Genomic DNA, 23,039 nt, shown 5'->3' on the forward strand with positions numbered 1-23,039 from the left:
TCCAAATATCGCGATCCGCAACGCTCAAAAAGCCCCGCAGATCACACAGTTTCGTCTGGTGCCCATAGCAAGGTGGAACCACCCCTTCCCTTCCCGAACAGGACCGTGAAACACCTCCGCGCCAATGATATTGCCCACCCCGGGTGAGAAAGTAGGTCAGCGCCAGACCCCCAATACAAAGCCCTCAAGTACCCCACTTGAGGGCTTTGCGCTTTACAAAACAACACCGGTAACTGCAACCCTCGCACAGGGAAAAGAAATGCCGCTCGCGGATGACGCTACGTTCATACCTTCTTGCTCATCCGCGGACTGGGCGAAACGGTTTCGATGCGTTAAAATCGCCCGGTTCCAACAAATTGGCTGCCCATGAAAACCACTTTCCTTGATTTCGAACAGCCCATTGCCGAACTCGATGCGAAGATCGAGGCCTTGCGCTTTGCTCAGGATGATTCGGCGGTCGATATTTCCGAAGAAATCGGCCGCCTCGAAGTCAAAAGCCAGAATTTGTTGAAGGACATCTACAGCAAGCTCACACCCTGGCAGATTGCCCAGGTCGCGCGTCATCCGCAGCGTCCTTATACGCTGGATTACGTCGAGCAAATATTCACGGATTTTGAAGAGCTTCACGGTGACCGCAGCTTTGCGGATGACCAGGCGATCGTCGGCGGACTGGCGCGTTTCAATGGACAGTCCGTGATGGTCATCGGCCATCAAAAGGGTCGGGATACGAAAGAGAAGATTCTTCGCAATTTCGGCATGCCGCGCCCCGAAGGCTATCGCAAGGCGCTGCGTTTGATGCGGTTGGCGGAGAAGTTCGGGATACCGGTGATTACTTTCGTCGATACGCCGGGCGCTTATCCGGGGATCGGCGCTGAAGAGCGGGGCCAGTCGGAAGCCATCGGGCGCAATCTGCTGATCATGGCAGAACTCAAGGTGCCCCTGATCACTACGATCATCGGCGAAGGAGGCTCCGGCGGCGCGCTGGCCATTGCGGTGGGCGATGCCGTGCTGATGCTGCAATATTCAACCTATTCGGTGATTTCTCCGGAAGGCTGTGCCTCCATTCTCTGGAAAAGCTCGGAACGTGCCTGCGATGCCGCGGAAACCATGGGAATCACGGCAGGCCGCCTGAAAACGCTGGGATTGATCGACCGGGTCGTCAATGAGCCGGTCGGTGGAGCGCATCGCGCCCCTCATGCCATTGCGGCTTCATTGCGGAAGGCGATTCAGGACGCTTTGCGTCAGGTGACTGATCTTGCGCCGGCTGAGTTGATCGAGCGCCGCTATGCGCGCCTGATGAGCTATGGCAAATACAAGGAACAGCGCGCCGCCTGAGAGCGAGAGGCTGCTGGCGCAACTTTCAGCTTCCCTCAAGCGACATTTGCCGTTGGCTTCGGCGCGAAAGCGCTTGGTCGTCGGCCTGTCCGGCGGCCGTGACTCGGTTGCCCTGCTGCACGCCCTGCATGAATTGCAAGCCGGCTTCGACTATGAGCTGGCTGCTTGCCACGTGCATCACGGCATCAGTCCGCATGCGGATGAATGGCTGACGTTTTGCAGCCGGTTTTGCCAGCGTCTGCAGGTTCCATTGACCTGTGTTGCCGTGACGGTGCCGCGCGATGCCGCTGAAGGGCTGGAAGCGGCGGCCCGCGCCTGCCGTTACGCAGCTTTTTCACGGCTCGATGCCGATTGTCTGGTGCTCGGACAGCATCTTGGCGACCAGGCCGAAACCTTGTTGTTCAACCTCTTGCGCGGTGGCGGCGTGCATGGTGCGCGCGGCATGCCCGAATCGCGCTGGTTGCGTTCGGGTCTTGCGTTGCTGCGTCCTCTACTGGCGATGCCGCGCGGCGAAATCGAACGCTACCTGCAGGCGCATGATCTGGCGTGGATAGATGATGAAAGCAATCTCGACGTGCGGCATTCGCGAAACTTTCTGCGGCATCGCATCATTCCCGAGTTGCGTATGCGTTTCCCGGCAGTGGAAGGGCGGTTTGCGGCGGCGGCGGGGCGTTTTGCCGAAGCCGCCGAACTGCTGGATGAGCTTGCCGTTGCCGACCTGGGCGAGGTGCCGGCGAGCTTTCCTGTGCCCGTCGCGACGCTGGCTGCGCTGAATGAGCCCCGGGCGCGCAACTTGCTGCGTTATCTGCTGGTCCGGCAGGGGGTGAAGATTCCGAGTGAAGCGCGCCTCAAGGAAGCGCTGCGCCAGTTGCTGGAGGCCGCAGCGGATCGCCATCCGGCGCTGATCCTGGGGGAATGGCGGTTGTTTCGCCAGCGTCGCGAGGTCAGGCTCGAAAAAACCCTGGGGAAGCTTTGCGACAATGAGATAAAATAACAAGTTACCCTGTTTGTTTAACCTCGTTTGGAGTAAAGCATGGCTGTTGAACGTACCCTTTCCATTATCAAACCCGATGCCGTTGCCAAGAATGTGATCGGCAAGATTTATTCCCGCTTCGAAGACAATGGCCTGAAGATCATTGCCGCGCGGATGATTCATCTGTCGCGCCAGGAGGCCGAAGGCTTTTACGCCGTGCATCGCGAGCGTCCCTTTTTCAAGGATCTGGTCGAGTTCATGATTTCCGGTCCGGTGATGGTGCAGGTACTGGAAGGTGAAGGCGCCGTTCTGAAGAACCGTGACCTGATGGGGGCAACGGATCCCAAGCAGGCCGCACCGGGAACCATACGTGCCGATTTCGCACAAAGTATCGATGCCAATGCAGTGCATGGTTCGGATGCGCCGGAAACCGCAGCGGTTGAAATTGCCTATTTCTTTCCGGCGCTGAACGTTTACTCGCGTTAAACACTCAATGTTCAAGGCGTGATTCAGTGCGTTTGCGGAACTTTGACTTTGAGTGTCCGTTTGTTTTACGCCTCAAAACATCGCATGAGCCAGGATAAAGTCAATCTTCTCGATCTTGATGCTGCCGGACTTGCGGCATTCTTTTCCCGCCTGGGCGAAACGCCCGGGCGGGAGCGGATGCGCGCCCGGCAGGTCATGCGCTGGATGCATCAGGGCGGGATCGACGACTTTTCCCTGATGACGGATGTCGCCAAGACGCTGCGCGAGCGGCTTGGCGATGTGGCCCGTGTACTGCCGCCGGCGTTGGTGCGCGACAGCGCCTCTGACGACGGTACGCGCAAGTTTCTGTTTGACGTGGGCAGCGGCAATGCAATCGAGACCGTCTTCATTCCGGAAGATCGGCGCGGTACGCTCTGCATCTCCAGCCAGGCGGGCTGTGCGCTGGATTGCGCGTTTTGTTCGACCGGCAAGCAGGGCTTCAATCGCAATCTGACCGTTGCCGAAATCATCGGCCAGTTGTGGCAGGCCAGCCGCCTGCTCGGTGACGGAAAGATCGGTGGCGACAGCGGCGAGCGCATCATCAGCAATGTCGTCATGATGGGCATGGGCGAACCGCTGGCCAATCTGGAAAATGTCATTTCCGCCTTGCGGCTGATGCTCGATGATCATGCCTATGGCTTGTCGCGGCGGCGGGTTACGGTGTCCACCTCGGGCATCGTGCCCGGTATGGACCGCCTGCGTGAGGAGTGCCCCGTTGCCCTGGCCGTTTCGCTGCATGCGCCGAATGATGCGTTGCGCGATCGGTTGGTGCCGATCAATCGCAAATACCCCCTGGCGCAACTGATGGCGGCCTGCCAGCGCTACCTCGAACGGGCGCCGCGTGATTTCATTACTTTCGAATATGTCATGCTCGATGGCGTCAATGATCGTGACGGCGATGCCCGCGAGCTGCTTGCCCTGACGCGGGATGTCCCCTGCAAGTTCAATTTGATTCCATTCAATCCGTTTCCGCATTCCGGTTTCCGCCGCTCGGCTCCGGAACGCATCCGGCGTTTTGCCGACATCATGATGGCGGCGGGGCTCGTCACGACGACGCGCAAGACGCGTGGCGATGACATCGATGCGGCCTGCGGCCAACTGGCTGGGCAGGTTCAGGATCGGACGCAACGAACGCAGCGAGCCCAACGAACGCAACCTGCAGCAGCAGGCGCGCGCCGGACGATTCCGATTCAGAAGCAGCGAGAGGAGGATGCATGTTGCCATTGAGACATGTTGCGAGCAGCGGATTGTCGGCAGTCGTACTGCTGCTGGCCGGGTGCGCCACGGAACTTGCCGGCGTGGAGCGTTCTGCCGAGCAGCCGGTTTCCCAGCAGGCGGCGACGAGTGACAGCCAGCAGCGTGCCAAGGTGCATACCGAGCTTGGCGCGTTGTACCTGCAGAACGCCAACTTGGCGGTCGCGCTCGATGAAGCGCGGGTTGCCCTTTCGGCAGATCCGGGCTATGCGCCGGCCTATAGCCTGATGGGATTGACTTACATGCAGATGCGGGAAAATGCCTCTGCCGAGAAAAGCTTCGAACAGGCTTTGCGCATTGCGCCGAACGATCCTGAAATCAACAATAATTTCGGCTGGTTTTTGTGTCAGACCGGGCGTGAACAGCGCTCGCTGTCTTATTTCAACATTGCAATCAAGAGTCCGTTGTATGCCACGCCGGCAATGCCCCTCACCAATGCCGGCATCTGCCTGCTGCGTCTGAAGGACGACAAGGGGGCTGAAGAATATTTCATGCGCGCCCTGAAGTTCGATCCGGAAAATATCCGGGCGATTTTCCTGCTGGCCGATATCTGTTATCGCCAGGACCGTCTGTCGGCTGCGCGCCTGCACCTGTCTGAATTGCAAAAGCTGGTCGAGCCGAGTGCCGAGTTGGTCTGGCTGGCCTTGCGCATCGAGCGCAAATCGGGGAATCGCCAAAGCGAGGCGCGTTATGCCGCCCAGTTGCGCCAGGACTTTGTGGGCAGTCCCGAACATCTCAAGTTGCTGCAGGGACAATACGAATGAACGATCTGCTTGATTCGGCTGAAATTCCCGCAGGCACCGATGGCGTGGATGGTGCGGATGCTGCGGATGGCTTTGCCGATGCGCGGTTGAGTCAGCCTGTCCCGTTGGCTGGAACTCTGGGCCAGTCGCTGTCGGCGGCTCGGCAGGCGCGAGGGCTTTCGGTGGCGGATGTCGCCCAGGCCATCAAGTTCGGTGCCCGCCAGATCGAGGCAGTGGAACGGGACGATTTCAGCAAGCTGCCCGGCGCCACCATGGTGCGCGGTTTCATTCGCAGTTATGCCAAGTTGCTGCATATCGACCCGGTTGCCTTGCTTGCCCTTTACGACAAACAGGTTCCGGCGGCGATTGCTGCAATCGCGGTGTTGCCTGATGCGGGCGCGCCCTTGCCCCAGTTTGGCGGACGCGGCAATCCGCTGTTCAGATTCTGGCTGCCGGCCAGCAGTATCGTCGTGTTGCTGGTTGCCATCGGCGTCTATTTCTTTTGGCAGCCTTTGCCGCTGTCCATGCCGTCTGCTGCAGTGCCTTCGGAACCGGCTGATGCCACGGGCTTGCCACCCGCTGATGGTGGTAGCGCTAGCGAGCCTGTCTCCGCCCTGCCGGCAACGGCCGAGGCGCTGGCGGCAGCCTCTTCATCCGGGATGCCTGTCACGCTCACGCCATCCGAGACCGGCGCGGCAACTGCAATCCCGGCTTCGCCGGGCATGGTCGCCACGGGCGCAACGTCTGCAGTGGATCCGGAGGCTCATCGTCTGGTATTCGTTTTCGATCAAGTCTCCTGGGTCGAGGTGAAGGATGCCACGGCGAACGTGATATTTGCCCAGAACAATCTGCCCGGCACGCAACAGGTCATCAGCGGACGGCCGCCGTTTGCCGTGGTGGTGGGCAATGCGCCGCATGTGCGCCTGCTTTATGAAGATCGCCAGGTGGATTTGCAGCCTTACACCAAGGTCGATGTCGCACGGTTCAATCTGGAATGACTAGCCCGGAAAACTGGAGCGCTGAAGTGCGCCTGCCGCGCCGCCGCACGCGTCGTGTGATGATCGGCAAGGTTGCGGTCGGTGGTGATGCGCCGGTCATCGTGCAGTCGATGACCAATACCGATACGGCAGACTACATCGCCACGGCGTTGCAGGTGGCGCAACTGGCGCGCGCCGGCTCGGAGATCGTCCGCGTCACGGTGAATACCCGCGAGGCGGCGGTAGCGGTGCCGAAGCTGCGCGATCAATTGCTGAAGATGAATGTCGATGTGCCCCTGGTGGGCGATTTTCATTTCAACGGCCACAAGTTGCTGGAAGAAGTGCCGGCGTGTGCCGCCGCACTCGACAAGCTGCGCATCAATCCGGGCAATGTCGGCAAGGGCAAGAGCCGCGACGAGCAATTCGCCCGCCTGATCGAGATTGCCTGTCACCATGACAAGCCGATACGCATCGGTGTCAACTGGGGCAGTCTCGATCAGGCGCTGCTGGCGCGCATCATGGACGAGAATGCGGCGCGCGCGGTGCCGCGGGGCGCCGTTGCCATCATGCGCGAGGCGATGGTCGCCTCGGCGCTGGAAAGCGCGGCAAAGGCCGAAGAGCTGGGGCTGGCGGGCGACAAGATCATTCTCTCCTGCAAGGTGTCTGCGGTGCAGGATCTGATCGCCATTTATCGTGACCTTGCCGAGCGCTGCGACTATCCCTTGCATCTCGGTCTGACCGAAGCGGGCATGGGATCGAAAGGTATCGTTGCTTCCACCGCAGCGCTGGCCGTGCTGCTGCAGGAAGGCATCGGCGACACCATCCGTGTTTCGTTGACGCCGGAGCCCAATGGCGACCGCACGCGCGAAGTCATCGTCGCTCAGGAAATCCTGCAGACCATGGGGCTGCGCGCGTTCACCCCGCTGGTGGCCGCCTGCCCGGGCTGTGGCCGCACCACCAGCACGGTGTTCCAGGAGCTGGCGCAGGACATCCAGGATTACGTGCGAGAACGTATGCCCGAGTGGCGCGACCAGCGCATCGGTGTGGAGAACATGACCCTGGCGGTGATGGGCTGCGTGGTGAATGGCCCGGGCGAGAGCAAGCACGCCAGCATCGGCATCAGTCTGCCGGGCACGGGCGAAGCCCCGGTTGCACCGGTGTATGTCGATGGCGAGCGCACGGTGACGCTGAAAGGCGACAACATCGCGGGCGAATTCCGCGCCATCATTGACGAATACGTGATCCGCAAGTATCCGGCGCGGATTGAGTATTGATATCGGTTGATTCAGAGACTCATGAGCCAGACATTGCAAGCCATACGCGGGATGAATGACATCCTGCCCGATGAAGCCGAATTGTGGGAACAGTTCGAGGAGATCGTGCGTTCCTGGCTGCAGGGTTACGGCTACCGCCCCATCCGCATGCCGCTGGTCGAACCGACTCCGCTGTTTGCCCGCGCCATCGGCACGGTCACCGACATCGTCGAGAAGGAAATGTATTCCTTCACCGATAGCCTCAACGGCGAGCAACTGACGCTGCGCCCCGAAGGCACCGCCGGCTGCGTGCGCGCCGTGATGCAGCACAACCTGCTGTATGACGGCCCCAAGCGCCTGTGGTACCAAGGGCCGATGTTCCGTCACGAGCGGCCGCAGAAAGGCCGCTACCGCCAGTTCCACCAGGTGGGTGTCGAGGCGCTGGGCTTTGCCGGACCGGATATCGACGCCGAGCAGATCATGATGTGCCAGCGTCTGTGGGACGACCTGGGACTGGAGGACATCCGCCTCGAACTCAATACGCTGGGGCAGGCCGAGGAGCGCCAGCAGCATCGCAGCGCGCTGATCGCGCATTTCGAGCAGCATGCGGCGCAACTCGATGCCGATGCGCAGCGCCGTCTGCATGCCAATCCGCTGCGCATCCTCGACAGCAAGAATCCGGCGATGCAGGAAATCGTCGAGCGCGCGCCGAAGCTGATCGACTACCTGGGCCGTGAATCGCTGCAGCACTTCGCAGGCGTGCAGGCCCTGCTCAAGGATGCGGGAATTCCGTTCCGCATCAACCCGCGCCTGGTGCGCGGCCTCGACTATTACAACCTGACGGTTTTCGAGTGGGTCACCGAAAGCCTCGGCGCGCAGGGCACGGTCTGTGCCGGCGGCCGCTACGATGGACTGATTGCCCAACTGGGCGGCAAGCCGGCGCCGGCCTGCGGATTCGCCATGGGGGTGGAGCGCCTGCTGGCGCTCTGGCAGGCGCAAGGCGGGCAACTGGAGGCCGTCGGAACGGATGTCTATCTCGTCCATCAGGGCGAGGGCGAAGGCGAGAAAGCCCGGCATCTGGCTTTCCGCGTTGCCGAGGGCTTGCGCGACAACGGTTACGCGGTGCAACTGCATTGCGGCGGCGGCAGTTTTAAATCGCAGATGAAACGCGCCGATGCATCGGGCGCAACCTTCGCCGTCATCATCGGTGATGAAGAAGCGGCGGCGGCCGAAGTCACGTTGAAACCACTCCGCGAAACCGGCGAGCAGCGTCGTGTCGCGGTCGATCAGTTGGCCGAGGTGATCGGCGAGCGGTTATTTGCATGGGAAGATGAAAATGGCAGTCTATGATCACGAAGAGCAGGAACAGCTCGACGAACTGAAAGCCTGGTGGCGGCAGTACGGCAATCTGGTGACTGGCGCGCTGCTGGTCGTCGCCATCGGCCTGGCCGGCTGGCAAGGCTGGAATTGGTGGCAGCGCGAGCAGTCGCTGCAGGCAAGCGCGTTGTATACGCTTGTCGAACGTGCGGCTGAGGCGCGTGATGCCAAGAGGATCGCTGATGCGGCTGGTGAATTGATCAACAAGTATGCCGGCACCCGCTATGCCGTCATGGCGGCGTTGCTTTCGGCGCGCACGCAGATCGAGGCGGGCGACATGAAGGCGGCCAGGACCCAGCTCGATTGGGCGCAGACGCATGCAAAGGACAGCGAGTTGCGCGATCTGGCGCGTCTGCGTCTGGCCGAGCTGCTGCTCGAGGAAAAATCCTACGACGAAGCCTTGCAGACGCTGAGTGCCGAACCGGCCGCGCCGTTCGTGCCGCGTTATGCCGAAGTGAGGGGCGATGTGCTCGTTGCGCAAGGCAAGATCGAAGACGCGGAAAAGTCCTATCAATCAGCGCTCGACAAGCTCGGCGAGCTGCAGAAGAGTGCAAATCCGGCGCAACAGCAGAGCGCTTATCGCGACATGTTGCTGGTCAAACTTGAATCGCTTGCGATGGTAGGAGGCAAACAACCATGATGAAGCATGGCTCCGTGAAACTCGAAATCTATTGCGTGCTTGCTGCGGTGAGTGTGCTGCTGGCTGGCTGCGCGTCGTGGAATCCGTTTGCCAGCGAACCCAAGCAGAAGCCGGCGGAATTGACCGCCTTCACGCCGACGGCGGAAGTGCGCAGCGACTGGCAGGCCAATGTCGGCCGCAGCGAGGAATACACCTTCACTCCGCTGGTCGCGGGCAACAACGTCTATGCGGCAGCCAAGGACGGCACGCTGGCTCGCTACGACAACGGACGGCAGGAATGGCGCATCAACGTCGGTCAGCCGCTGTCTGCGGGTGTCGGCGGTAACGGCAGGGTGGTGGCGGTCGGTTCGCCCAAGGGCGAGGTGCTGGTTTTCGATGCGGCGAATGGTCAGTTGGCCTGGAAGGCGCAGGTCAGTTCGGAAGTGCTTGCCGCGCCGGCGGTGAATGAACAGCTCGTCGTCGTACGCAGTGGCGATGCGCGCATCTTCGCTTTCGACATCAAGACGGGCAAGCGGCTGTGGGTCTATCAGCGCAGCACGCCGACGTTGTCCTTGCGCACTCCCGTTGGCGTGGCGTTCGGCGGACGCAGCATACTCGCCGGTTTTCCCGGCGGCAAACTGGTGGCTCTGAATCCGGCCAATGGCGCCCCCGTGTGGGAAAGCACCGTGGCGCTACCCAAGGGAACGACGGAACTGGAACGTATTGCCGATCTCACCAGCGTGCCGGTGGTGTCCGGCAGTTCGGTCTGCGCCTCTGCATATCAGGGTCGCGTTGCCTGCTTCGATCTGGGCAATGGCAACCTGAACTGGTCACGGGACATTTCCAGCATCAGCGGCATCGACGTCGACCACAAGGGCGTTTATTTGAGCGACGAAAATGGCATCGTGCAGGCCTATGACCACAATAACGGCGCGAGCCTCTGGAAGCAGGACAAGCTGCGCTACCGGGTGCTTTCCAAGCCCGTCGCGGTCGGCCGGTATGTTGCCGTCGGCGACAAGTTCGGTGTGGTGCATGTGCTGCGTTCCGACAATGGCGAGTTTGCCGCGCGCTTCACGACCGATGGCACGGCGCTGAGTGCGAATCCGCAGCGCTTCCGCGACGGTTTCGTCGTGCAGACGCGCAATGGTTCGCTGCATGCGCTGTTCGTGAAATGACGCGCTCGATGCAATCGGTACAATCGGTCCGCTTCGTGATTTCAGTACCTGCCCGCAGCGCGGCAGACACACCTGTCGCACCTGCCGCATGAAGCCCACGCTCGTCATCGTCGGTCGGCCCAATGTCGGCAAGTCGACGCTGTTCAATCGCCTGACCCGGACCCGGGATGCCCTGGTCGCCGATCAGCCGGGCTTGACGCGGGATCGGCACTACGGCCACGGCCGGGTTGGCGGACGTGATTACCTGGTGGTCGATACCGGCGGCTTCGAGCCATCGGCAAAAAGCGGCATCGTCCATGAAATGGCGCGCCAGGCCGAAGCCGCGATTGCGGAGGCCGACATGTTGCTGTTCGTCGTCGATGGCCGCAGCGGCCTGACGCCGCAGGACCGCTCCATTGCCGATCGGTTGCGGCGCAGCGGCCGGCCGCTGCTGCTGGTGGTCAACAAGGCCGAGGGAATGAATCGTCCCGTGGTGGCGGCGGAGTTTCACGAACTGGGCTGCGGCGCGCCGCTGGTGATTTCCGCCGCGCATGGGGATGGCGTGCGCGAACTGGTCGAGGAGGCGCTGGCCCCTTTCCCCGAGGTGCAGACGGAAGAGGATGCGCAGGCCGGGCCACGCGTCGCGATTGCCGGACGGCCCAACGTCGGCAAGAGCACCTTCATCAATGCCCTGCTGGGTGAAGAGCGGGTGATCGCCTTCGACATGCCCGGCACCACGCGCGATGCCATCGAGGTGCCCTTCACCCGCGAGGGGCGCGACTACGTTCTGATCGACACCGCCGGTCTGCGTCGGCGCGGCAAGGTCTTCGAGGCAATCGAAAAATTCTCGGTGATCAAGACGCTGCAGGCGATCGAGCAAAGCAACGTGGTGGTGCTGATGGTCGATGCCAGCCAGGACATTTCCGATCAGGACGCGCATATCGCCGGCTTCACTCTGGAAGCCGGCCGCGCCCTGGTGGTGGCGGTGAACAAGTGGGATGCGATTGACGGCTATCGCCGTGCGCAGATCAAGCAGGACATCGAACGCAAACTGAATTTTCTCGGTTTCGCCCGTATCCATTACATCTCCGCGCTGCGCGGCGAAGGCATCTCCGGCGTCATGGGATCGGTGGACAAGGCCTGGAATGCCGCCATGGCGAAGCTGTCCACGCCGCGGTTGACGCGGGCGCTGCAGGCCGCCGTCAACAAACAGGCGCCGCCGCGTCATGGCATCTTCCGGCCGAAGATGCGCTACGCCCATCAGGGCGGACAGAATCCACCGATCATCGTGATTCATGGCAACGCACTCGAGCACGTGCCGGATTCCTATCGCCGCTATCTCGAACACGGCTTCATGGTTGCCTTCAAGCTGCAGGGCACGCCGCTGCGCGTGCAATTCAAAAGCACGGAGAACCCGTTTGTCGACAAGCCGCCATCGACGCGCCCGAAAGCCGCCGTTACCCGGCGCGGCAAGCCGGACGCTGCGGCTGCGCCGCGCAAGGCCGTCGTGCGCGCGGCCGGCAAATCGGGCACGCCGCCTCGCCGTTCCGCAAAGTCGCCGGCAAAGTAGCTCCGCCGGCAAAAATGCCTTAAATTAGCGACACAACTCCTATAAGAAGGACTCACCATGAGCAACAAAGGACAGATGTTGCAGGACCCGTTTCTCAACACCCTGCGCAAGGAACATGTTTCCGTTTCGATCTATCTGGTCAACGGCATCAAGCTGCAGGGCCAGATCGAGTCGTTCGACCAGTACGTCGTCCTGCTCAAGAATACGGTGACGCAGATGGTCTATAAGCACGCCATTTCGACCATCGTGCCGGGCCGGCCGGTGACCATCAATCAGGACGTCGATGACTGATGTTGTGCGCAGTATTTGCAGTGCTGCATGCGGCGCTCGGCACCGCAAGTGACTTCCGAACCGCTGCCGATGTCTGACAAGCCCGCGCAGGGCGGCAATTCAACCAGGGCCATCCTGGTTCAGCTGGATTTCGGCACGGGAGGCTATGCCGAACATCTTGCGGAATTCGAATTGCTTGCCGCCAGTGCCGGAGCGCAAACGCAGGCGGTGATCCACGGCAAGCGGCATGCGCCGGATGCCGCGACATTCGCCGGCAAGGGTAAGGCGGAGGAAATCGCTGCCGCGGTGCGCCTGCATGAGGCCGCCGTCGTCATCTTCAATCACGAACTGAGCGCCGGCCAGCAGCGCAACCTGGAAAAAGTCGTTGCCTGCCGCGTCATCGACCGCAGCGCCCTGATCCTCGATATTTTCGCCCTGCGCGCCAAGAGCCACGAAGGCAAGCTGCAGGTCGAACTCGCCCAGTTGCAGCATCTGGCCACTCGCCTGGTGCGCGGTTGGACCCATTTGGAACGGCAGAAGGGCGGCATCGGCCTGCGCGGTCCCGGCGAAACCCAGTTGGAAACCGACCGCCGCCTGCTCGGCAAGCGGGTGGCGCTGCTCAAGGATCGCCTCAAGCAGCTCGAACGCCAGCGCGCCGTGCGTCGCCGCGCGCGCAACCGGCGCGAGATGTTGAGAGTTTCGCTGGTCGGCTATACCAATGCCGGCAAGTCCACCCTGTTCAACGCGCTGACCAAGGCGGGCGCCTATGCCGCCGACCAGCTTTTCGCCACGCTCGATACCACCACGCGCCGCCTGTACCTGGCGGAAGCCGGGCAGATCGTGCTTTCCGATACCGTCGGTTTCATCCGCGATCTGCCGCATGCGCTGGTGGCGGCTTTCCACGCAACCCTGGAGGAGACGGCCGACTCGGATCTGCTGCTGCACGTCGTCGATTCCGCCAGTCCCGATCGCGATCAACAGATCGACGCGGTAAATCGGGTGTTGAGCGAAATCGGCGCGGCCGACGTGCCGCAGATCGTCGTCTGGAACAAGATCGACGCAACCCATGCCGAAGCGGGAATCGAGCGTGACGAGTATGCTAGAATTTCGCGCGTTCGTTTGAGTGCGCGCAGCGGGGCGGGACTTGATCTGCTGCGTGCGGCACTGACGGAAATCGCGCTTGAGCATCGGGATCGTGACACGGCTCAGGCGGGGCCGGAGCAAGCGGCGGAACCGCCTCCCGAAGCGGCTGCATCGGCATCCTAGCAGTCGCTCCCGGGGTTCTTGCTCGTTGTTCGCTGCTCGCCGATTTGCCACTGCGCTACTTTCCTTTCTTTTTCCTGACCACGGGTTAACCAAGTGATTGCAGCAATATTCATGTCCATGAACGACCACGGCTGGGGTAACCGTCCGGATCCCGGCGGAAACAGAGGCGGACAGGGCGACGGGCCGCCCGATCTCGAAGAACTCTGGCGCGATTTCAATCGCCGTCTTTCGACCCTGTTCGGCAAGAAAGGCGGCGGCGGTTTCGGCGGCAATGATGCCCGGCCGCCCCTCAACATGCGCCAGATGGGTGGCGGCGTGTTCATGCTGGTGGTGCTCGTGCTCGTCATGTGGCTGGGCAGCGGCATCTACATCGTCGATGAGGGCCAGCGCGGCATCGTGCTGCGCTTCGGCAGCTTCGACCGCATCACCAACTCGGGGCCGAACATGCGCCTGCCGTGGCCGATCGAAAGCCACGAGATCGTCGAGCTCTCGCGTGTGCGCACGATAGAAGTCGGCTATCGCGGCAGCAGCAATGTGCTCAAGGAAGCGCTGATGCTGACCGATGACGAAAACATCGTCATGGTGCAGTTCGCCGTGCAGTACCGCCTCAAGGATCCGCAGAACTTCCTCTTCAAGAACCGCTATCCGGACGAAGCCGTGATGGGCGCGGCCGAGACGGCGATCCGCGAGATCGTCGGCAAGAGCCGGATGGACTTCGTGCTCTACGAGGGGCGCGAGCAGATCGCGGCGAATACCAGCAAGCTGATCCAGGACATTCTCGATCGCTATGAAACCGGCGTGCTGGTGACCGCAGTCACCCTGCAAAGCACCCAGCCGCCCGAGCAGGTACAGGCCGCTTTTGATGATGCGGTGAAGGCGGGGCAGGATCGTGAGCGCCAGAAAAACGAAGGCCAGGCCTACGCCAATGACGTCATCCCGCGCGCCCGCGGTACGGCTTCCCGCCTGTTGCAGGAAGCCGAGGGTTACAAGCAGAGCGTGATTGCCAATGCCGAAGGCGAAGCCAGCCGCTTCAAGCAGATCCTCACCGAATACAGCAAGGCGCCGGAAGTGACGCGCAATCGCATGTATCTGGAAACCGTGCAGCAGGTGATGTCCAACACCAGCAAGGTGATGGTCGATTCACGCAGCAACAACAATCTGCTGTATCTGCCGCTCGATAAATTGATGCAGGCGGCGGGTGCGTCTTTGGCTTCGGGTGCTGCAAATCATGAGTCGGGTACGGCGCAGCATCCGGCGCAGCAGATGCCCGGCGAGTTGCCGTCGCAGCTCGGGCAGGACAGCGGTTTGTCGCGCCGCGACAGCTTGCGTTCGCGCGAACGGGGAGAAAGATGATGCTGCGTAACCTGCAAGCCTTTGCCGTAGTGCTGTTCGTTTCGCTGGTGACCTTGTCGATGTGCGTGTTCACCGTCGATCAGCGCTACTACGCCATCGTTTTCCAGTTGGGTGAAGTCGTCGAGGTGATCAACGAGCCCGGCCTGCACTGGAAATGGCCGCTGATCCAGAATGTCCGCACCTTCGACAACCGCATCCTGACCATGGAAACGCCCGAGCCGGAACGCTACCTGACGGCCGAGAAAAAACCGGTACAGGTGGATTCCTTCGTCAAGTGGCGCATCAGCGACGTCAAGCAGTACTACATCAGCGTGGGCGGCGACGAGTTCGTTGCCAAGACGCGTCTGGCGCAGACGGTCAATGCCGGCTTGCGCGAGGCGTTCGGCCGGCGTTCCGTGCATGACGTGGTATCCGGCGAGCGCGACATGATCATGGCCGAAGTGCAGCGCAAGGCCGATGCCGAGGCGCGTTCGCTCGGCGTGCAGATCATCGACGTGCGTCTGAAGCGTGTCGACTTCACGCCCGAGGTTTCCGATTCCGTGTATCGACGCATGGAAACCGAGCGCAAGCGCGTGGCCAATGAGCTGCGCTCGCAGGGCGCGGCCGAAGCCGAGAAGATCAAGGCCGACGCCGATCGCCAGCGTGAAATCATCGTCGCCGAAGCCTACCGCGATGCGCAGAAACTCAAGGGTGAAGGCGATGCCCGGGCGACGGCCATCTACGCCGAGTCCTTCGGCCGGAATCCGGAGTTCTATCGTTTCTATCGCAGCCTCGAAGCCTATCGCCAGAGTTTCAGGAGCAAGAACGACCTGCTGGTGATCGATCCCAGTTCGGATTTCTTCAAGTATCTGAAGAGCAGCGGCGGCAAGAACTGAAGCTGAAATCATGGATGGCTCGACTCTTTTGCTGGCGTTCGCGCTGATGCTGATCATTGAAGGCCTGATGCCGTTTCTCGCACCCAGGGTCTGGCGCGAAGGCTTTCGCCGCGTCACCGAGCTTGCCGATGGCCAGCTGCGTTTCCTCGGCCTGATCTCCATGCTGACCGGCCTGGTGTTGCTGATCATCTTCAAATAGGCCGTCACATGCGCCGTTGGTTACTCCCCGAAGCGATCGAAGACGCGCTGCCTGCCGAGGCATGGCATGTCGAAACCCTGCGCCGGCGGCTGCTCGACGAGTTTCATCGCCACGGCTACGAATACGTCATTCCGCCGCTGCTCGAATACGTCGAGTCGCTGCTTACCGGCAGTGGCCGCGACCTCGACCTGCGCACCTTCAAGCTGGTCGATCAGTTGTCGGGCCGCACCATGGGCGTGCGTGCCGACATCGCGCCGCAGGTCGCGCGCATCGACGCGCATCTGCTGAACCGCAAGGGCGTCACCCGCCTGTGCTATTGCGGCAGCGTGCTGCACACCCTGCCGGCGAATCTCACGGCCACGCGCCAGCCCCTGCAGATCGGCGCCGAACTGTATGGTCACGCCGGCGGCGGGGCGGATGCCGAAATACTGCATCTGCTGGCGCGCGCCCTGCAACTCAGCGGCGTGGCGGCCACGCGCATCGACCTCGGCCACGTCGGCGTATTCCGCGCGCTGGCCGCTGGCGCCGGCTTCGCGGGCGAGCACCTCGATGACCTGTTCGGCATGATGCAGGCCAAGGATCTGCCCGGCCTGCGCGAACTGCTTGCCGATGTCGCCGAGCCCTGCCGCGCGGGCCTGCTGGCCCTGCCGGCACTGTATGGCGACGTGACGGTGCTGGCGCGCGCGGCGGCAACCCTCCCGGCGCTGCCGGAAATCACCGCCGCGCTCGACGAATTGCGCGCGCTGGCGGCGACTTTGGGCGATCTGCCGATCAGCTTCGATCTGGGCGACCTGCGCGGCCTGCACTATCACAGCGGCGTCGTGTTCGCCGCGTACTGCGCCGGCTATCCCGGCGCCATTGCGCTGGGTGGGCGCTATGACAAGGTGGGCAAGGCCTTCGGCCGTGATCGCGCCGCGACCGGCTTCAGCCTCGATCTGCGCGAGCTGGCGCAACTGGCGCCGAATGGCCTGCCGCGCCGGGCCATCGTGGCGCCGCAGGCGACGGCTGGCGAAGCCGCAGCCCTGCGGCAAGCCGTGGCTGAACTGCGTGCCGGCGGTGAAATCGTCATCAACGCACTGCCGGGCGACACCCCGGCGGACTGGCACGAAGCCGGCTGTGACCGCCAACTGGTCTGGCGCGACGGCCGTTGGCAGACCGCTGAATTGAAATGAATCGGGCCAATCCGGCCCAGGTCAATCAGGAAAGACGGAAGTAATGGCAAAGAATGTCGTAGTCATCGGCACCCAGTGGGGCGATGAAGGAAAGGGCAAGATCGTCGACTGGCTGACCGATCATTCCCAGGGCGTCGTGCGCTTCCAGGGCGGCCACAATGCCGGGCACACCCTGGTCATCAACGGCAAGAAGACGGTGCTGCACCTGGTGCCCTCCGGCATCCTGCGCGACGGCGTGACCTGCTACATCGGCAACGGCGTGGTGCTCTCGCCCGAGGCGCTGATCAAGGAACTCGACGAGCTGCAGGCGGCCGGCATCGACGCCGAAGCGCGCCTGAAGATTTCCGAAGCCTGCCCGCTGATCCTGCCTTATCACCAGGCCATCGACGTGGCGCGCGAACAGGCGCGCGGCGAAAACAAGATCGGCACCACCGGCCGCGGCATCGGCCCGTGCTATGAAGACAAGGTGGCGCGTCGCGCCATTCGCCTGCAGGATCTGATGCGGCCCAAGCGTTTCGCCGAGAAGCTGGCCGAAGTGCTCGACTACCACAACTACATGCTGCAGCACTACTACCGCAGCGCGCCGGTGGACTTCCAGCAGGTGCTCGACGCCGCGCTGGCCATGGCGCCGCGCCTGGAGAAAATGGTCGCCGACGTGCCGCGCGCGCTCTACGACGCGCACAACAGCGGCGCCAACCTGCTGTTCGAAGGCGCCCAGGGCACGCTGCTCGACATCGACCACGGCACCTATCCTTTTGTCACCTCGAGCAACTGCGTGTCGGGCGCGGCCTCGGCCGGCGCGGGTGTCGGGCCGAACATGCTGCATTACGTGCTGGGCATCACCAAGGCTTACACCACGCGCGTCGGCAGCGGCCCGTTCCCGACCGAACTCTACGACGCGGTGGGCAAGCTCGATCCGGTCGGCAAGCATCTCGCCACCAAGGGCCACGAGTTCGGCGCGACCACCGGGCGCGCGCGGCGCTGCGGCTGGTTCGATGCAGCGGCGCTGAAGCGCTCGATCCAGATCAACGGTGTTTCCGGCCTGTGCGTGACCAAGCTCGATGTGCTCGACGGCGTCGAAGAACTCAAGCTGTGCACCGGCTACAAGCTGGAAGGTGTCCTGACCGACATCCTGCCGGTCGGCGCCGAGGAACTGTCGCGCTGCGAGCCGGTGTATGAAACCTTGCCGGGCTGGAAGGAAAGCACGGTCGGCGTCAAGACGCTGGAAGGGCTGCCGGCCACGGCACGCGCCTATCTCAAGCGCATCGAGGAAGTCTGCGCGGTGCCGGTGGACATGATCTCGACCGGCCCGGATCGCGCCGAAACCATCGTTCTGCGCCATCCCTTCAAATAAGCCGGGCGATTCAGCCTCCCGGTCTCTCAGCCTTTCAGCCGCCGATGCGGCGCTTCACCGCGCGCGCAACCATGCGCACGCGCTGGCGGAAGGGCAGGCGGCCGAGATTGGTTTTCAGCACACCGAGGGTGAAGGCGCTGCGTTTTGAATAATCGATCGCCACATCGACGATCACCGGGCGGCCGGCAGCGGCCAGTTCGCGGGCGGTGGTAATCGCCTCGGTAATCCGCGCGTCATCCGGCAGCGCCACGTAGGCCGCGCCCGTCGCCAGGGCAACGCCTTCCAGATTGACCGGGGGCAGTTGCGTGCAGGGCTTGCGGTTATAGGGAAGTTCCTGCGCCTGGCTGATCTGTGCCAGCTCGCCATCGCGGAAGACGTAAATGACCAGCGGCATCCGCCGCGCCGCCGCATTGGCCAGCTCCATGCAGGTCATCAGAAAGGCGCCGTCGCCGACGATGGCGAAGACCTCGCGCTGCGGATTGGCCAGCCTGGCGCCGATGGCGGCCGGCACCGCATAACCCATGGCGTTGAAGTCGGTCGGCAGGATCAACTGGCCGCCGCCGTGGATCGGGAACAGCTCGGCGGTCAGATAGGTGTGATTGCCGTCGTCGACGACGGTGATGGCATCGTCGGCCGACTGACGGCGCAGCGCCTCGAAAAAACGCGCTGGATTGACGCGGCCGCGACTGTCGTGGGCGAGCCAGGCGGCGCGGTAGGCCTGCTTGTCGCGGACGATGGCGCGGGCAGTGTTGCTTTCGCTTGCCGGCACCGCCTGTAGGCCATGGCTGCGCAATGCCTCGCCGAGGGCGCGCAGGGCGGCGCGGGCATCGGCGGCGATCTTGATCCGTGCCGGATAATTGGCGTCGAACACCGCCGGGTTGATGTCGATGTGAATCAGTTGCTGCGGCACCTCGATGCCATAACTGCCGGTGGCGACTTCCGCGAAGCGCGCGCCGACCGCCAGCAGGCAGTCGCAATCCTTGAAGGCATTGCGCGCCGCCGGCACGGCCGAAGCGCCGAAACCGAAGCCGGCGTGCAAGGGATGATCGGCCGGGAAGGCGGCCAGGCCCTGCAACGTGGTGGCGACGGGCATCTGCAGCATTTCGGCGAGCGCCACGCATTCACCGACGGCATGGCGCGCGCCCCAACCGACGTACAGCGCCGGTTTCCTTGCCGTGCGCAGCAGATCGGCCGCCTCACGAATGGCAACGATATCCGGGGCGGGCGGTGGCGGCGGCGCAAACGCCTCCCGGCGCGGCAGTTCACTGATTTCGCCGGGCAGCAGTTGCAGATTGACCGGCAGCTCGACCAGCACCGGCCCGGGCTCGCCGCTGATGGCGATGCGATGGGCCTCGAAAATGGTCGGCACGACGTCTTCATGGCGCAGCACGCGGAAGGCCGCCTTGGTGAGTTCGCCGGCCAGCGCCAGTTGGTCGATCTCGTGCAACTGATAGCGCTTGCCCAGATCGGTGCGGATGCCGCCGCTGAGGATCAGCATCGGAATGCCGGCCAGTCGCGCTTCGCCGATGCCGCTGGCGGCATGCGTCAGGCCGGCGGCGGGAACCAGCAGCAGCACGCCGATACCCTTCTCGGGCGAGGTGCGGCTGACCGCGTCGGCCATGAAGGAAGCGCAGCCCTCGTGCGTCACCAGCAGCGGCGTGATCGTCGCCGACTGCGCGAGTTCGTCGTAAAGCTCGGTGGTATGCATGCCGGGGATGCCGAAAGTCCACTGGATGCCGAGTTGCTCCAGGGCATGCACCGCCAGCCAGGCGCCGGTTTTCTTCATGTTCCTGCTCCTTCTGCAAGTGCGCGCGCCACGCGCCGTCCGCTGTAAATGCAGCCGCCGAGAAAACTGCCTTCGAGCGCGCGCAAGCCGTGCATGCCACCGCCGCCGAAGCCCGCCGCCTCGCCGACCGCGTACAGTCCGGCGATCGGCCTGCCGGCGGCGTCGAGCACGCGGCAATCGAGATCGGTCTGGATGCCGCCGAGCGTCTTGCGGCTGACGATGAACTCGCGGATGGCGATCAGCGGCAGCGCGCCGTCATCGACGATCTTCTGGCAGCGGCAGGTGCGCTGCCGTTCCGCCCGGTAGCGGCGCGATTCGGCAATCCGCCGCAACTGCTCGTCTGCGTAATCGCCCGCCTGGCGCGGCTCGCCCCGGCCTGCTTCGGCATCGTAGCGCCGGACGGCATCGCTGACGGCATCGAGACTCACGGCATCGTCGCCCTGCAGCGCATTCATGCCGGCGACCAGTGCCGGCAGCGTATCGGCGACCACGACATCCGGGCACTCGCGGATCAATTCATCGACCAGGCGGCGGTTGCCGAACGCCAGCTCGCGCATGAAGGCAAAAATGCGCCGCTCGCGGATGGCATGATTGAACTCGGCGCCGGAGATGGCCAGTTCCTTGAGGGCAATGCGCCGATTCAGCAACTGCCAGGAATAGGGACGCTGCGGATTCTGTGGAGGCTGCGCCGCGCAGATGCGCGTGACCAGCTCGCGCGTATCGAAGCCGCTGACCAGCGGCGGCTGGAAGCGTTCGCCGCGCCAGTCCAGCCACAGCGCCGAGCGCGGCGGCACCAGCGACAGACCGTGCTGCGGCATGCGCGGCCGCCAGTGATGCACGCCCGCCGCATAATTCCACATCCGGTCGAGATGCGTGACGCAGCCGCCGGCAGCCGCAACGGCATCGTGCAGCCTGCCGTCGGCGAAGCGGTGCGTGCCATTCAGCAGCGTTGCCGGCGCGTGCCCCCAGTCGGCATGCCAGTGGCGGCGCACGCGTTCGAGATCGCCATTGATGCCGCCGCTGGCGACGATCAGCGCATCGCCACGCGCCTCGAAGGCCGCGCCATCGCCACCACTGCCGCCATCGCTGCTACCACCAACTTCCCGCCGACCGTGGCAGCCGGTGATGCGTCCGCCTTCCTTGATCAAACCCTCGACGCGATGACCGAACCTGAGCGTCAGCGCCGCCCTGCGCGGATGATCGAGCAGCTCGGCGACGAGTCTTTCCATCAGATGGCGCCCGGTTCCCCAGATCACATGAAAACGCGGCGCCGAGTTGCCGGGCCGCGCCAGGCCACGCTCGACCCAGCCGGGCAGGGGCAGGAAACGGATGCCGCGCGCCTTCAGCCAGCGGTACACCTCATCGTGGCAATCATGCACGAAGGCTTCCGCCCAGCGCTGCGGCCACGCATCGTCTTCCCGGAATTCGGCGAAGCTGCGCCAGTCCTGCCAGGCTTGCGCCGGCGTATCCCTGATCCCCGCCCGGCGCTGCTCTGCGCTGCCGACAGCAAAAATGCCGCCGAAACTCTCCTTCGCCAGTCCGCCAAGGTTTTCCCGCGTATCCCGATCCAGCAACGTGACCCTGCGCCCGGCCGCAAGCAGCTCGATGCTCGCGACGATGCCGGCGATCCCTCCGCCGACCACCACCACATCGTCCTGAATACGCTCCACGTCCGTCCCCTCGTTCGACACAGCAGCCAGCATTCGCATTCGAACGACAGTTTAACGCGCGATCCAGGCGAAGAAAGCGCTCGCACCAAGTGCTGTTCGTTTCTGGTTAGCGAGCGGCAAGTCCGCATGGAAAAATTCACATCGCGGCCACCATTTACTACCCGAATCAAGTAGTGCTGACGTTTCAATGGATTACGTTGTGAGTGCTATCTCTTTCGACATAGCGCGTATCGGCATGTTACGAAAAATGCGATGGACAAATGTCATTTAAATCATAGAATCGTCGGCTTTTGTGCTGCCATTCTGTGTTGGTGATAACGGGTCATGGCCAGGAATTACGGGAGAGCAAGCCCACCGGAAATCGGTGCTGGCGCGATGGTATTTAGGTGAATGGAAAAGAGAGGATAAGGGTATGAAAAAGTTGAGGGCCCCTTTGGTTTCTTTGGCTTGGCTGGTTTTGGGGATACTTGCAGCAGGGCCAGCGATGGCGACGGAAGCATCGCTACTACCGGAAGCGCATGACCCGGTACTCGGGGATCGGGCGACGGTCGTGGAATGGGCGTGGAGTCCGCAGTACGCCAAACGCTTCGGCGTGCCCGTACAGGCTGACGGGCTCAAGGACGGCCATCTGTGGCTGCTGGGGATAAAAGTACTGCGTGCGCATGACCGCAACATGCAGAGTTACCTTTGCCGCATCGTCGGGCTGATCGACAACAAGGCGCCGATGCTGTGGCCGCCGGGAGACAGATACATTCTGCATACCGCCTATCGGTGGCTCAGCGGGTTGCCCGGTAGTGCCCAGAGGGCGGAGGACCGAATCTGGATGGCCGATGCGGTTACCTCAAAGTCATTCACTCCTGGGCATGCCGCCTGGATACGTCGTCCCAAGAACAAAAGAGAAGAACAACTCCCCGAACGCAGTATGGGCGCGTCCTATATCTTCTTCAATCGTCACCACACGGCCGATCTCGCCTACTTCGAGCTGGAGGGGGCCTGCCGCTATTTCAACGATCCCAGGGACTACCGCAACGAGTTGCGCTTCCCGACCCGCATCGACGGCGTCAATGACGAAATCCGTGGGGAAGAAGCGCTCTGGGAGCCGAGCGCGCTGCGTTTCGACATTCCAGACCGGGTAATGCTGAAGGTGTGGCCGACCGTCCTCAAGGCGGCCGACTGGAGCCTCTGTTTGATGCATCGCAGTGGCATGAAGAATCTGGTAGGCATCCGCAAGGATATACGGGAACGTCTGGGCAGCACCTCCTGCGTGCCGGTGGATGCGAAGTAACCGTCCAGACAACGAATGATCAAATTGAA

At 62.8% G+C, this 23,039-nt stretch carries 21 protein-coding genes and 1 rRNA gene; 20 read left to right on the forward strand and 2 right to left on the reverse strand.

What is annotated here, in order from left to right; genetic code table 11:
* The first annotated feature begins 54 nt into the window (after nucleotides 1-54).
* The 19 genes from rrf (at nucleotide 55) to SDENCHOL_RS06450 (ending at nucleotide 18,269) form a co-directional block, all read left to right on the forward strand.
* A 5S ribosomal RNA gene (rrf, locus tag SDENCHOL_RS06360) occupies nucleotides 55-168 on the forward strand.
* A gap of 198 nt (nucleotides 169-366) precedes the next feature.
* Entirely contained in the window at nucleotides 367-1,335 is a 969-nt protein-coding gene (locus SDENCHOL_RS06365) for an acetyl-CoA carboxylase carboxyltransferase subunit alpha (protein ID WP_154716470.1), read from the forward strand.
* Nucleotides 1,304-2,329 (forward strand): tRNA lysidine(34) synthetase TilS, encoded by a 1,026-nt coding sequence (gene tilS, locus SDENCHOL_RS06370; protein ID WP_154716471.1) that lies wholly within the window; start codon nucleotides 1,304-1,306, stop codon nucleotides 2,327-2,329. Before SDENCHOL_RS06365 ends, tilS begins: the two co-directional genes overlap by 32 nt.
* A gap of 39 nt (nucleotides 2,330-2,368) precedes the next feature.
* On the forward strand, nucleotides 2,369-2,794 hold the full coding sequence (ndk, locus tag SDENCHOL_RS06375; RefSeq protein WP_154716472.1) for a nucleoside-diphosphate kinase: 426 nt from the start codon (nucleotides 2,369-2,371) through the stop codon (nucleotides 2,792-2,794).
* Between the two features lie 84 nt (nucleotides 2,795-2,878).
* The gene (gene rlmN, locus SDENCHOL_RS06380) at nucleotides 2,879-4,060 is read left to right on the forward strand and encodes a 23S rRNA (adenine(2503)-C(2))-methyltransferase RlmN (protein WP_154716473.1); all 1,182 of its coding nucleotides are present in this window, start codon (nucleotides 2,879-2,881) and stop codon (nucleotides 4,058-4,060) included.
* Nucleotides 4,048-4,851 (forward strand): type IV pilus biogenesis/stability protein PilW, encoded by an 804-nt coding sequence (gene pilW / locus SDENCHOL_RS06385; protein ID WP_154716474.1) that lies wholly within the window; start codon nucleotides 4,048-4,050, stop codon nucleotides 4,849-4,851. Before rlmN ends, pilW begins: the two co-directional genes overlap by 13 nt.
* A complete protein-coding gene (locus SDENCHOL_RS06390) occupies nucleotides 4,848-5,828 on the forward strand; it encodes a helix-turn-helix domain-containing protein (RefSeq protein ID WP_154716475.1) in 981 nt (326 codons plus the stop codon). Before pilW ends, SDENCHOL_RS06390 begins: the two co-directional genes overlap by 4 nt.
* Nucleotides 5,825-7,081 carry a flavodoxin-dependent (E)-4-hydroxy-3-methylbut-2-enyl-diphosphate synthase gene (gene ispG / locus SDENCHOL_RS06395; RefSeq protein WP_154716476.1) on the forward strand — a complete coding sequence of 419 codons (1,257 nt, stop codon included), beginning with the start codon at nucleotides 5,825-5,827 and terminating at the stop codon, nucleotides 7,079-7,081. The genes SDENCHOL_RS06390 and ispG overlap by 4 nt, the downstream gene beginning before the upstream one ends.
* A 21-nt stretch (nucleotides 7,082-7,102) precedes the next feature.
* Nucleotides 7,103-8,410 carry a histidine--tRNA ligase gene (hisS, locus tag SDENCHOL_RS06400; RefSeq protein WP_154716477.1) on the forward strand — a complete coding sequence of 436 codons (1,308 nt, stop codon included), beginning with the start codon at nucleotides 7,103-7,105 and terminating at the stop codon, nucleotides 8,408-8,410.
* Nucleotides 8,397-9,077: a YfgM family protein gene (locus SDENCHOL_RS06405; protein WP_154716478.1), complete on the forward strand. Its 681-nt coding sequence runs from the start codon at nucleotides 8,397-8,399 to the stop codon at nucleotides 9,075-9,077. Before hisS ends, SDENCHOL_RS06405 begins: the two co-directional genes overlap by 14 nt.
* Nucleotides 9,074-10,231, forward strand: a complete 1,158-nt coding sequence (gene bamB / locus SDENCHOL_RS06410; protein ID WP_231912925.1) for an outer membrane protein assembly factor BamB — start codon at nucleotides 9,074-9,076, stop codon at nucleotides 10,229-10,231. Before SDENCHOL_RS06405 ends, bamB begins: the two co-directional genes overlap by 4 nt.
* An 88-nt stretch (nucleotides 10,232-10,319) precedes the next feature.
* Complete coding sequence (gene der, locus SDENCHOL_RS06415) at nucleotides 10,320-11,780, forward strand: ribosome biogenesis GTPase Der (protein ID WP_154716479.1); 1,461 nt, start codon at nucleotides 10,320-10,322, stop codon at nucleotides 11,778-11,780.
* 57 nt (nucleotides 11,781-11,837) lie between these two features.
* Nucleotides 11,838-12,071, forward strand: coding sequence for an RNA chaperone Hfq (gene hfq / locus SDENCHOL_RS06420; RefSeq protein ID WP_154716480.1), 234 nt, complete (start codon nucleotides 11,838-11,840; stop codon nucleotides 12,069-12,071).
* A 69-nt stretch (nucleotides 12,072-12,140) separates the two neighbouring features.
* Nucleotides 12,141-13,316 (forward strand): GTPase HflX, encoded by a 1,176-nt coding sequence (gene hflX / locus SDENCHOL_RS06425; protein ID WP_154716481.1) that lies wholly within the window; start codon nucleotides 12,141-12,143, stop codon nucleotides 13,314-13,316.
* Nucleotides 13,317-13,427: 111 nt separating this feature from the next.
* Entirely contained in the window at nucleotides 13,428-14,669 is a 1,242-nt protein-coding gene (gene hflK / locus SDENCHOL_RS06430) for an FtsH protease activity modulator HflK (protein WP_154716482.1), read from the forward strand.
* Nucleotides 14,670-14,728: 59 nt separating this feature from the next.
* Entirely contained in the window at nucleotides 14,729-15,544 is an 816-nt protein-coding gene (gene hflC, locus SDENCHOL_RS06435; protein WP_420031045.1) for a protease modulator HflC, read from the forward strand.
* 10 nt (nucleotides 15,545-15,554) lie between these two features.
* A complete protein-coding gene (locus tag SDENCHOL_RS06440; RefSeq protein ID WP_154716483.1) occupies nucleotides 15,555-15,743 on the forward strand; it encodes a DUF2065 domain-containing protein in 189 nt (62 codons plus the stop codon).
* A gap of 8 nt (nucleotides 15,744-15,751) precedes the next feature.
* The gene (locus tag SDENCHOL_RS06445) at nucleotides 15,752-16,915 is read left to right on the forward strand and encodes an ATP phosphoribosyltransferase regulatory subunit (RefSeq protein WP_154716484.1); all 1,164 of its coding nucleotides are present in this window, start codon (nucleotides 15,752-15,754) and stop codon (nucleotides 16,913-16,915) included.
* A 43-nt stretch (nucleotides 16,916-16,958) separates the two neighbouring features.
* On the forward strand, nucleotides 16,959-18,269 hold the full coding sequence (locus SDENCHOL_RS06450) for an adenylosuccinate synthase (RefSeq protein ID WP_154716485.1): 1,311 nt from the start codon (nucleotides 16,959-16,961) through the stop codon (nucleotides 18,267-18,269).
* 34 nt (nucleotides 18,270-18,303) lie between these two features.
* Here the strand turns inward: SDENCHOL_RS06450 and SDENCHOL_RS06455 are convergent, their stop codons facing one another.
* Both SDENCHOL_RS06455 and SDENCHOL_RS06460 read right to left on the reverse strand, forming a co-directional pair.
* A complete protein-coding gene (locus SDENCHOL_RS06455) occupies nucleotides 18,304-20,055 on the reverse strand; it encodes a thiamine pyrophosphate-binding protein (RefSeq protein ID WP_154716486.1) in 1,752 nt (583 codons plus the stop codon).
* Nucleotides 20,052-21,725 (reverse strand): FAD-binding dehydrogenase, encoded by a 1,674-nt coding sequence (locus tag SDENCHOL_RS06460; RefSeq protein ID WP_197706862.1) that lies wholly within the window; start codon nucleotides 21,723-21,725, stop codon nucleotides 20,052-20,054. The genes SDENCHOL_RS06455 and SDENCHOL_RS06460 overlap by 4 nt, the downstream gene beginning before the upstream one ends.
* Nucleotides 21,726-22,137: 412 nt before the next feature.
* On the opposite strand from SDENCHOL_RS06460, the gene SDENCHOL_RS06465 reads away from it, so the two are divergent.
* Nucleotides 22,138-23,010: a hypothetical protein gene (locus SDENCHOL_RS06465; RefSeq protein WP_154716488.1), complete on the forward strand. Its 873-nt coding sequence runs from the start codon at nucleotides 22,138-22,140 to the stop codon at nucleotides 23,008-23,010.
* Nucleotides 23,011-23,039 lie beyond the last annotated feature (29 nt).

The organism is Sterolibacterium denitrificans, assembly GCF_900174485.1.
GTDB lineage: Bacteria > Pseudomonadota > Gammaproteobacteria > Burkholderiales > Rhodocyclaceae > Sterolibacterium > Sterolibacterium denitrificans.

Bases quoted from the DNA above. Each gene is read 5' to 3' on its own strand.
- SDENCHOL_RS06365 (WP_154716470.1), top strand. From the start codon at position 367: ATGAAAACCACTTTCCTTGATTTCGAACAGCCCATTGCCGAACTCGAT.
- tilS (WP_154716471.1), top strand. From the start codon at position 1,304: ATGGCAAATACAAGGAACAGCGCGCCGCCTGAGAGCGAGAGGCTGCTG.
- ndk (WP_154716472.1), top strand. From the start codon at position 2,369: ATGGCTGTTGAACGTACCCTTTCCATTATCAAACCCGATGCCGTTGCC.
- rlmN (WP_154716473.1), top strand. From the start codon at position 2,879: ATGAGCCAGGATAAAGTCAATCTTCTCGATCTTGATGCTGCCGGACTT.
- pilW (WP_154716474.1), top strand. From the start codon at position 4,048: ATGTTGCCATTGAGACATGTTGCGAGCAGCGGATTGTCGGCAGTCGTA.
- SDENCHOL_RS06390 (WP_154716475.1), top strand. From the start codon at position 4,848: ATGAACGATCTGCTTGATTCGGCTGAAATTCCCGCAGGCACCGATGGC.
- ispG (WP_154716476.1), top strand. From the start codon at position 5,825: ATGACTAGCCCGGAAAACTGGAGCGCTGAAGTGCGCCTGCCGCGCCGC.
- hisS (WP_154716477.1), top strand. From the start codon at position 7,103: ATGAGCCAGACATTGCAAGCCATACGCGGGATGAATGACATCCTGCCC.
- SDENCHOL_RS06405 (WP_154716478.1), top strand. From the start codon at position 8,397: ATGGCAGTCTATGATCACGAAGAGCAGGAACAGCTCGACGAACTGAAA.
- bamB (WP_231912925.1), top strand. From the start codon at position 9,074: ATGATGAAGCATGGCTCCGTGAAACTCGAAATCTATTGCGTGCTTGCT.
- der (WP_154716479.1), top strand. From the start codon at position 10,320: ATGAAGCCCACGCTCGTCATCGTCGGTCGGCCCAATGTCGGCAAGTCG.
- hfq (WP_154716480.1), top strand. From the start codon at position 11,838: ATGAGCAACAAAGGACAGATGTTGCAGGACCCGTTTCTCAACACCCTG.
- hflX (WP_154716481.1), top strand. From the start codon at position 12,141: ATGTCTGACAAGCCCGCGCAGGGCGGCAATTCAACCAGGGCCATCCTG.
- hflK (WP_154716482.1), top strand. From the start codon at position 13,428: ATGTCCATGAACGACCACGGCTGGGGTAACCGTCCGGATCCCGGCGGA.
- hflC (WP_420031045.1), top strand. From the start codon at position 14,729: ATGTGCGTGTTCACCGTCGATCAGCGCTACTACGCCATCGTTTTCCAG.
- SDENCHOL_RS06440 (WP_154716483.1), top strand. From the start codon at position 15,555: ATGGATGGCTCGACTCTTTTGCTGGCGTTCGCGCTGATGCTGATCATT.
- SDENCHOL_RS06445 (WP_154716484.1), top strand. From the start codon at position 15,752: ATGCGCCGTTGGTTACTCCCCGAAGCGATCGAAGACGCGCTGCCTGCC.
- SDENCHOL_RS06450 (WP_154716485.1), top strand. From the start codon at position 16,959: ATGGCAAAGAATGTCGTAGTCATCGGCACCCAGTGGGGCGATGAAGGA.
- SDENCHOL_RS06455 (WP_154716486.1), bottom strand. From the start codon at position 20,055: ATGAAGAAAACCGGCGCCTGGCTGGCGGTGCATGCCCTGGAGCAACTC.
- SDENCHOL_RS06465 (WP_154716488.1), top strand. From the start codon at position 22,138: ATGAAAAAGTTGAGGGCCCCTTTGGTTTCTTTGGCTTGGCTGGTTTTG.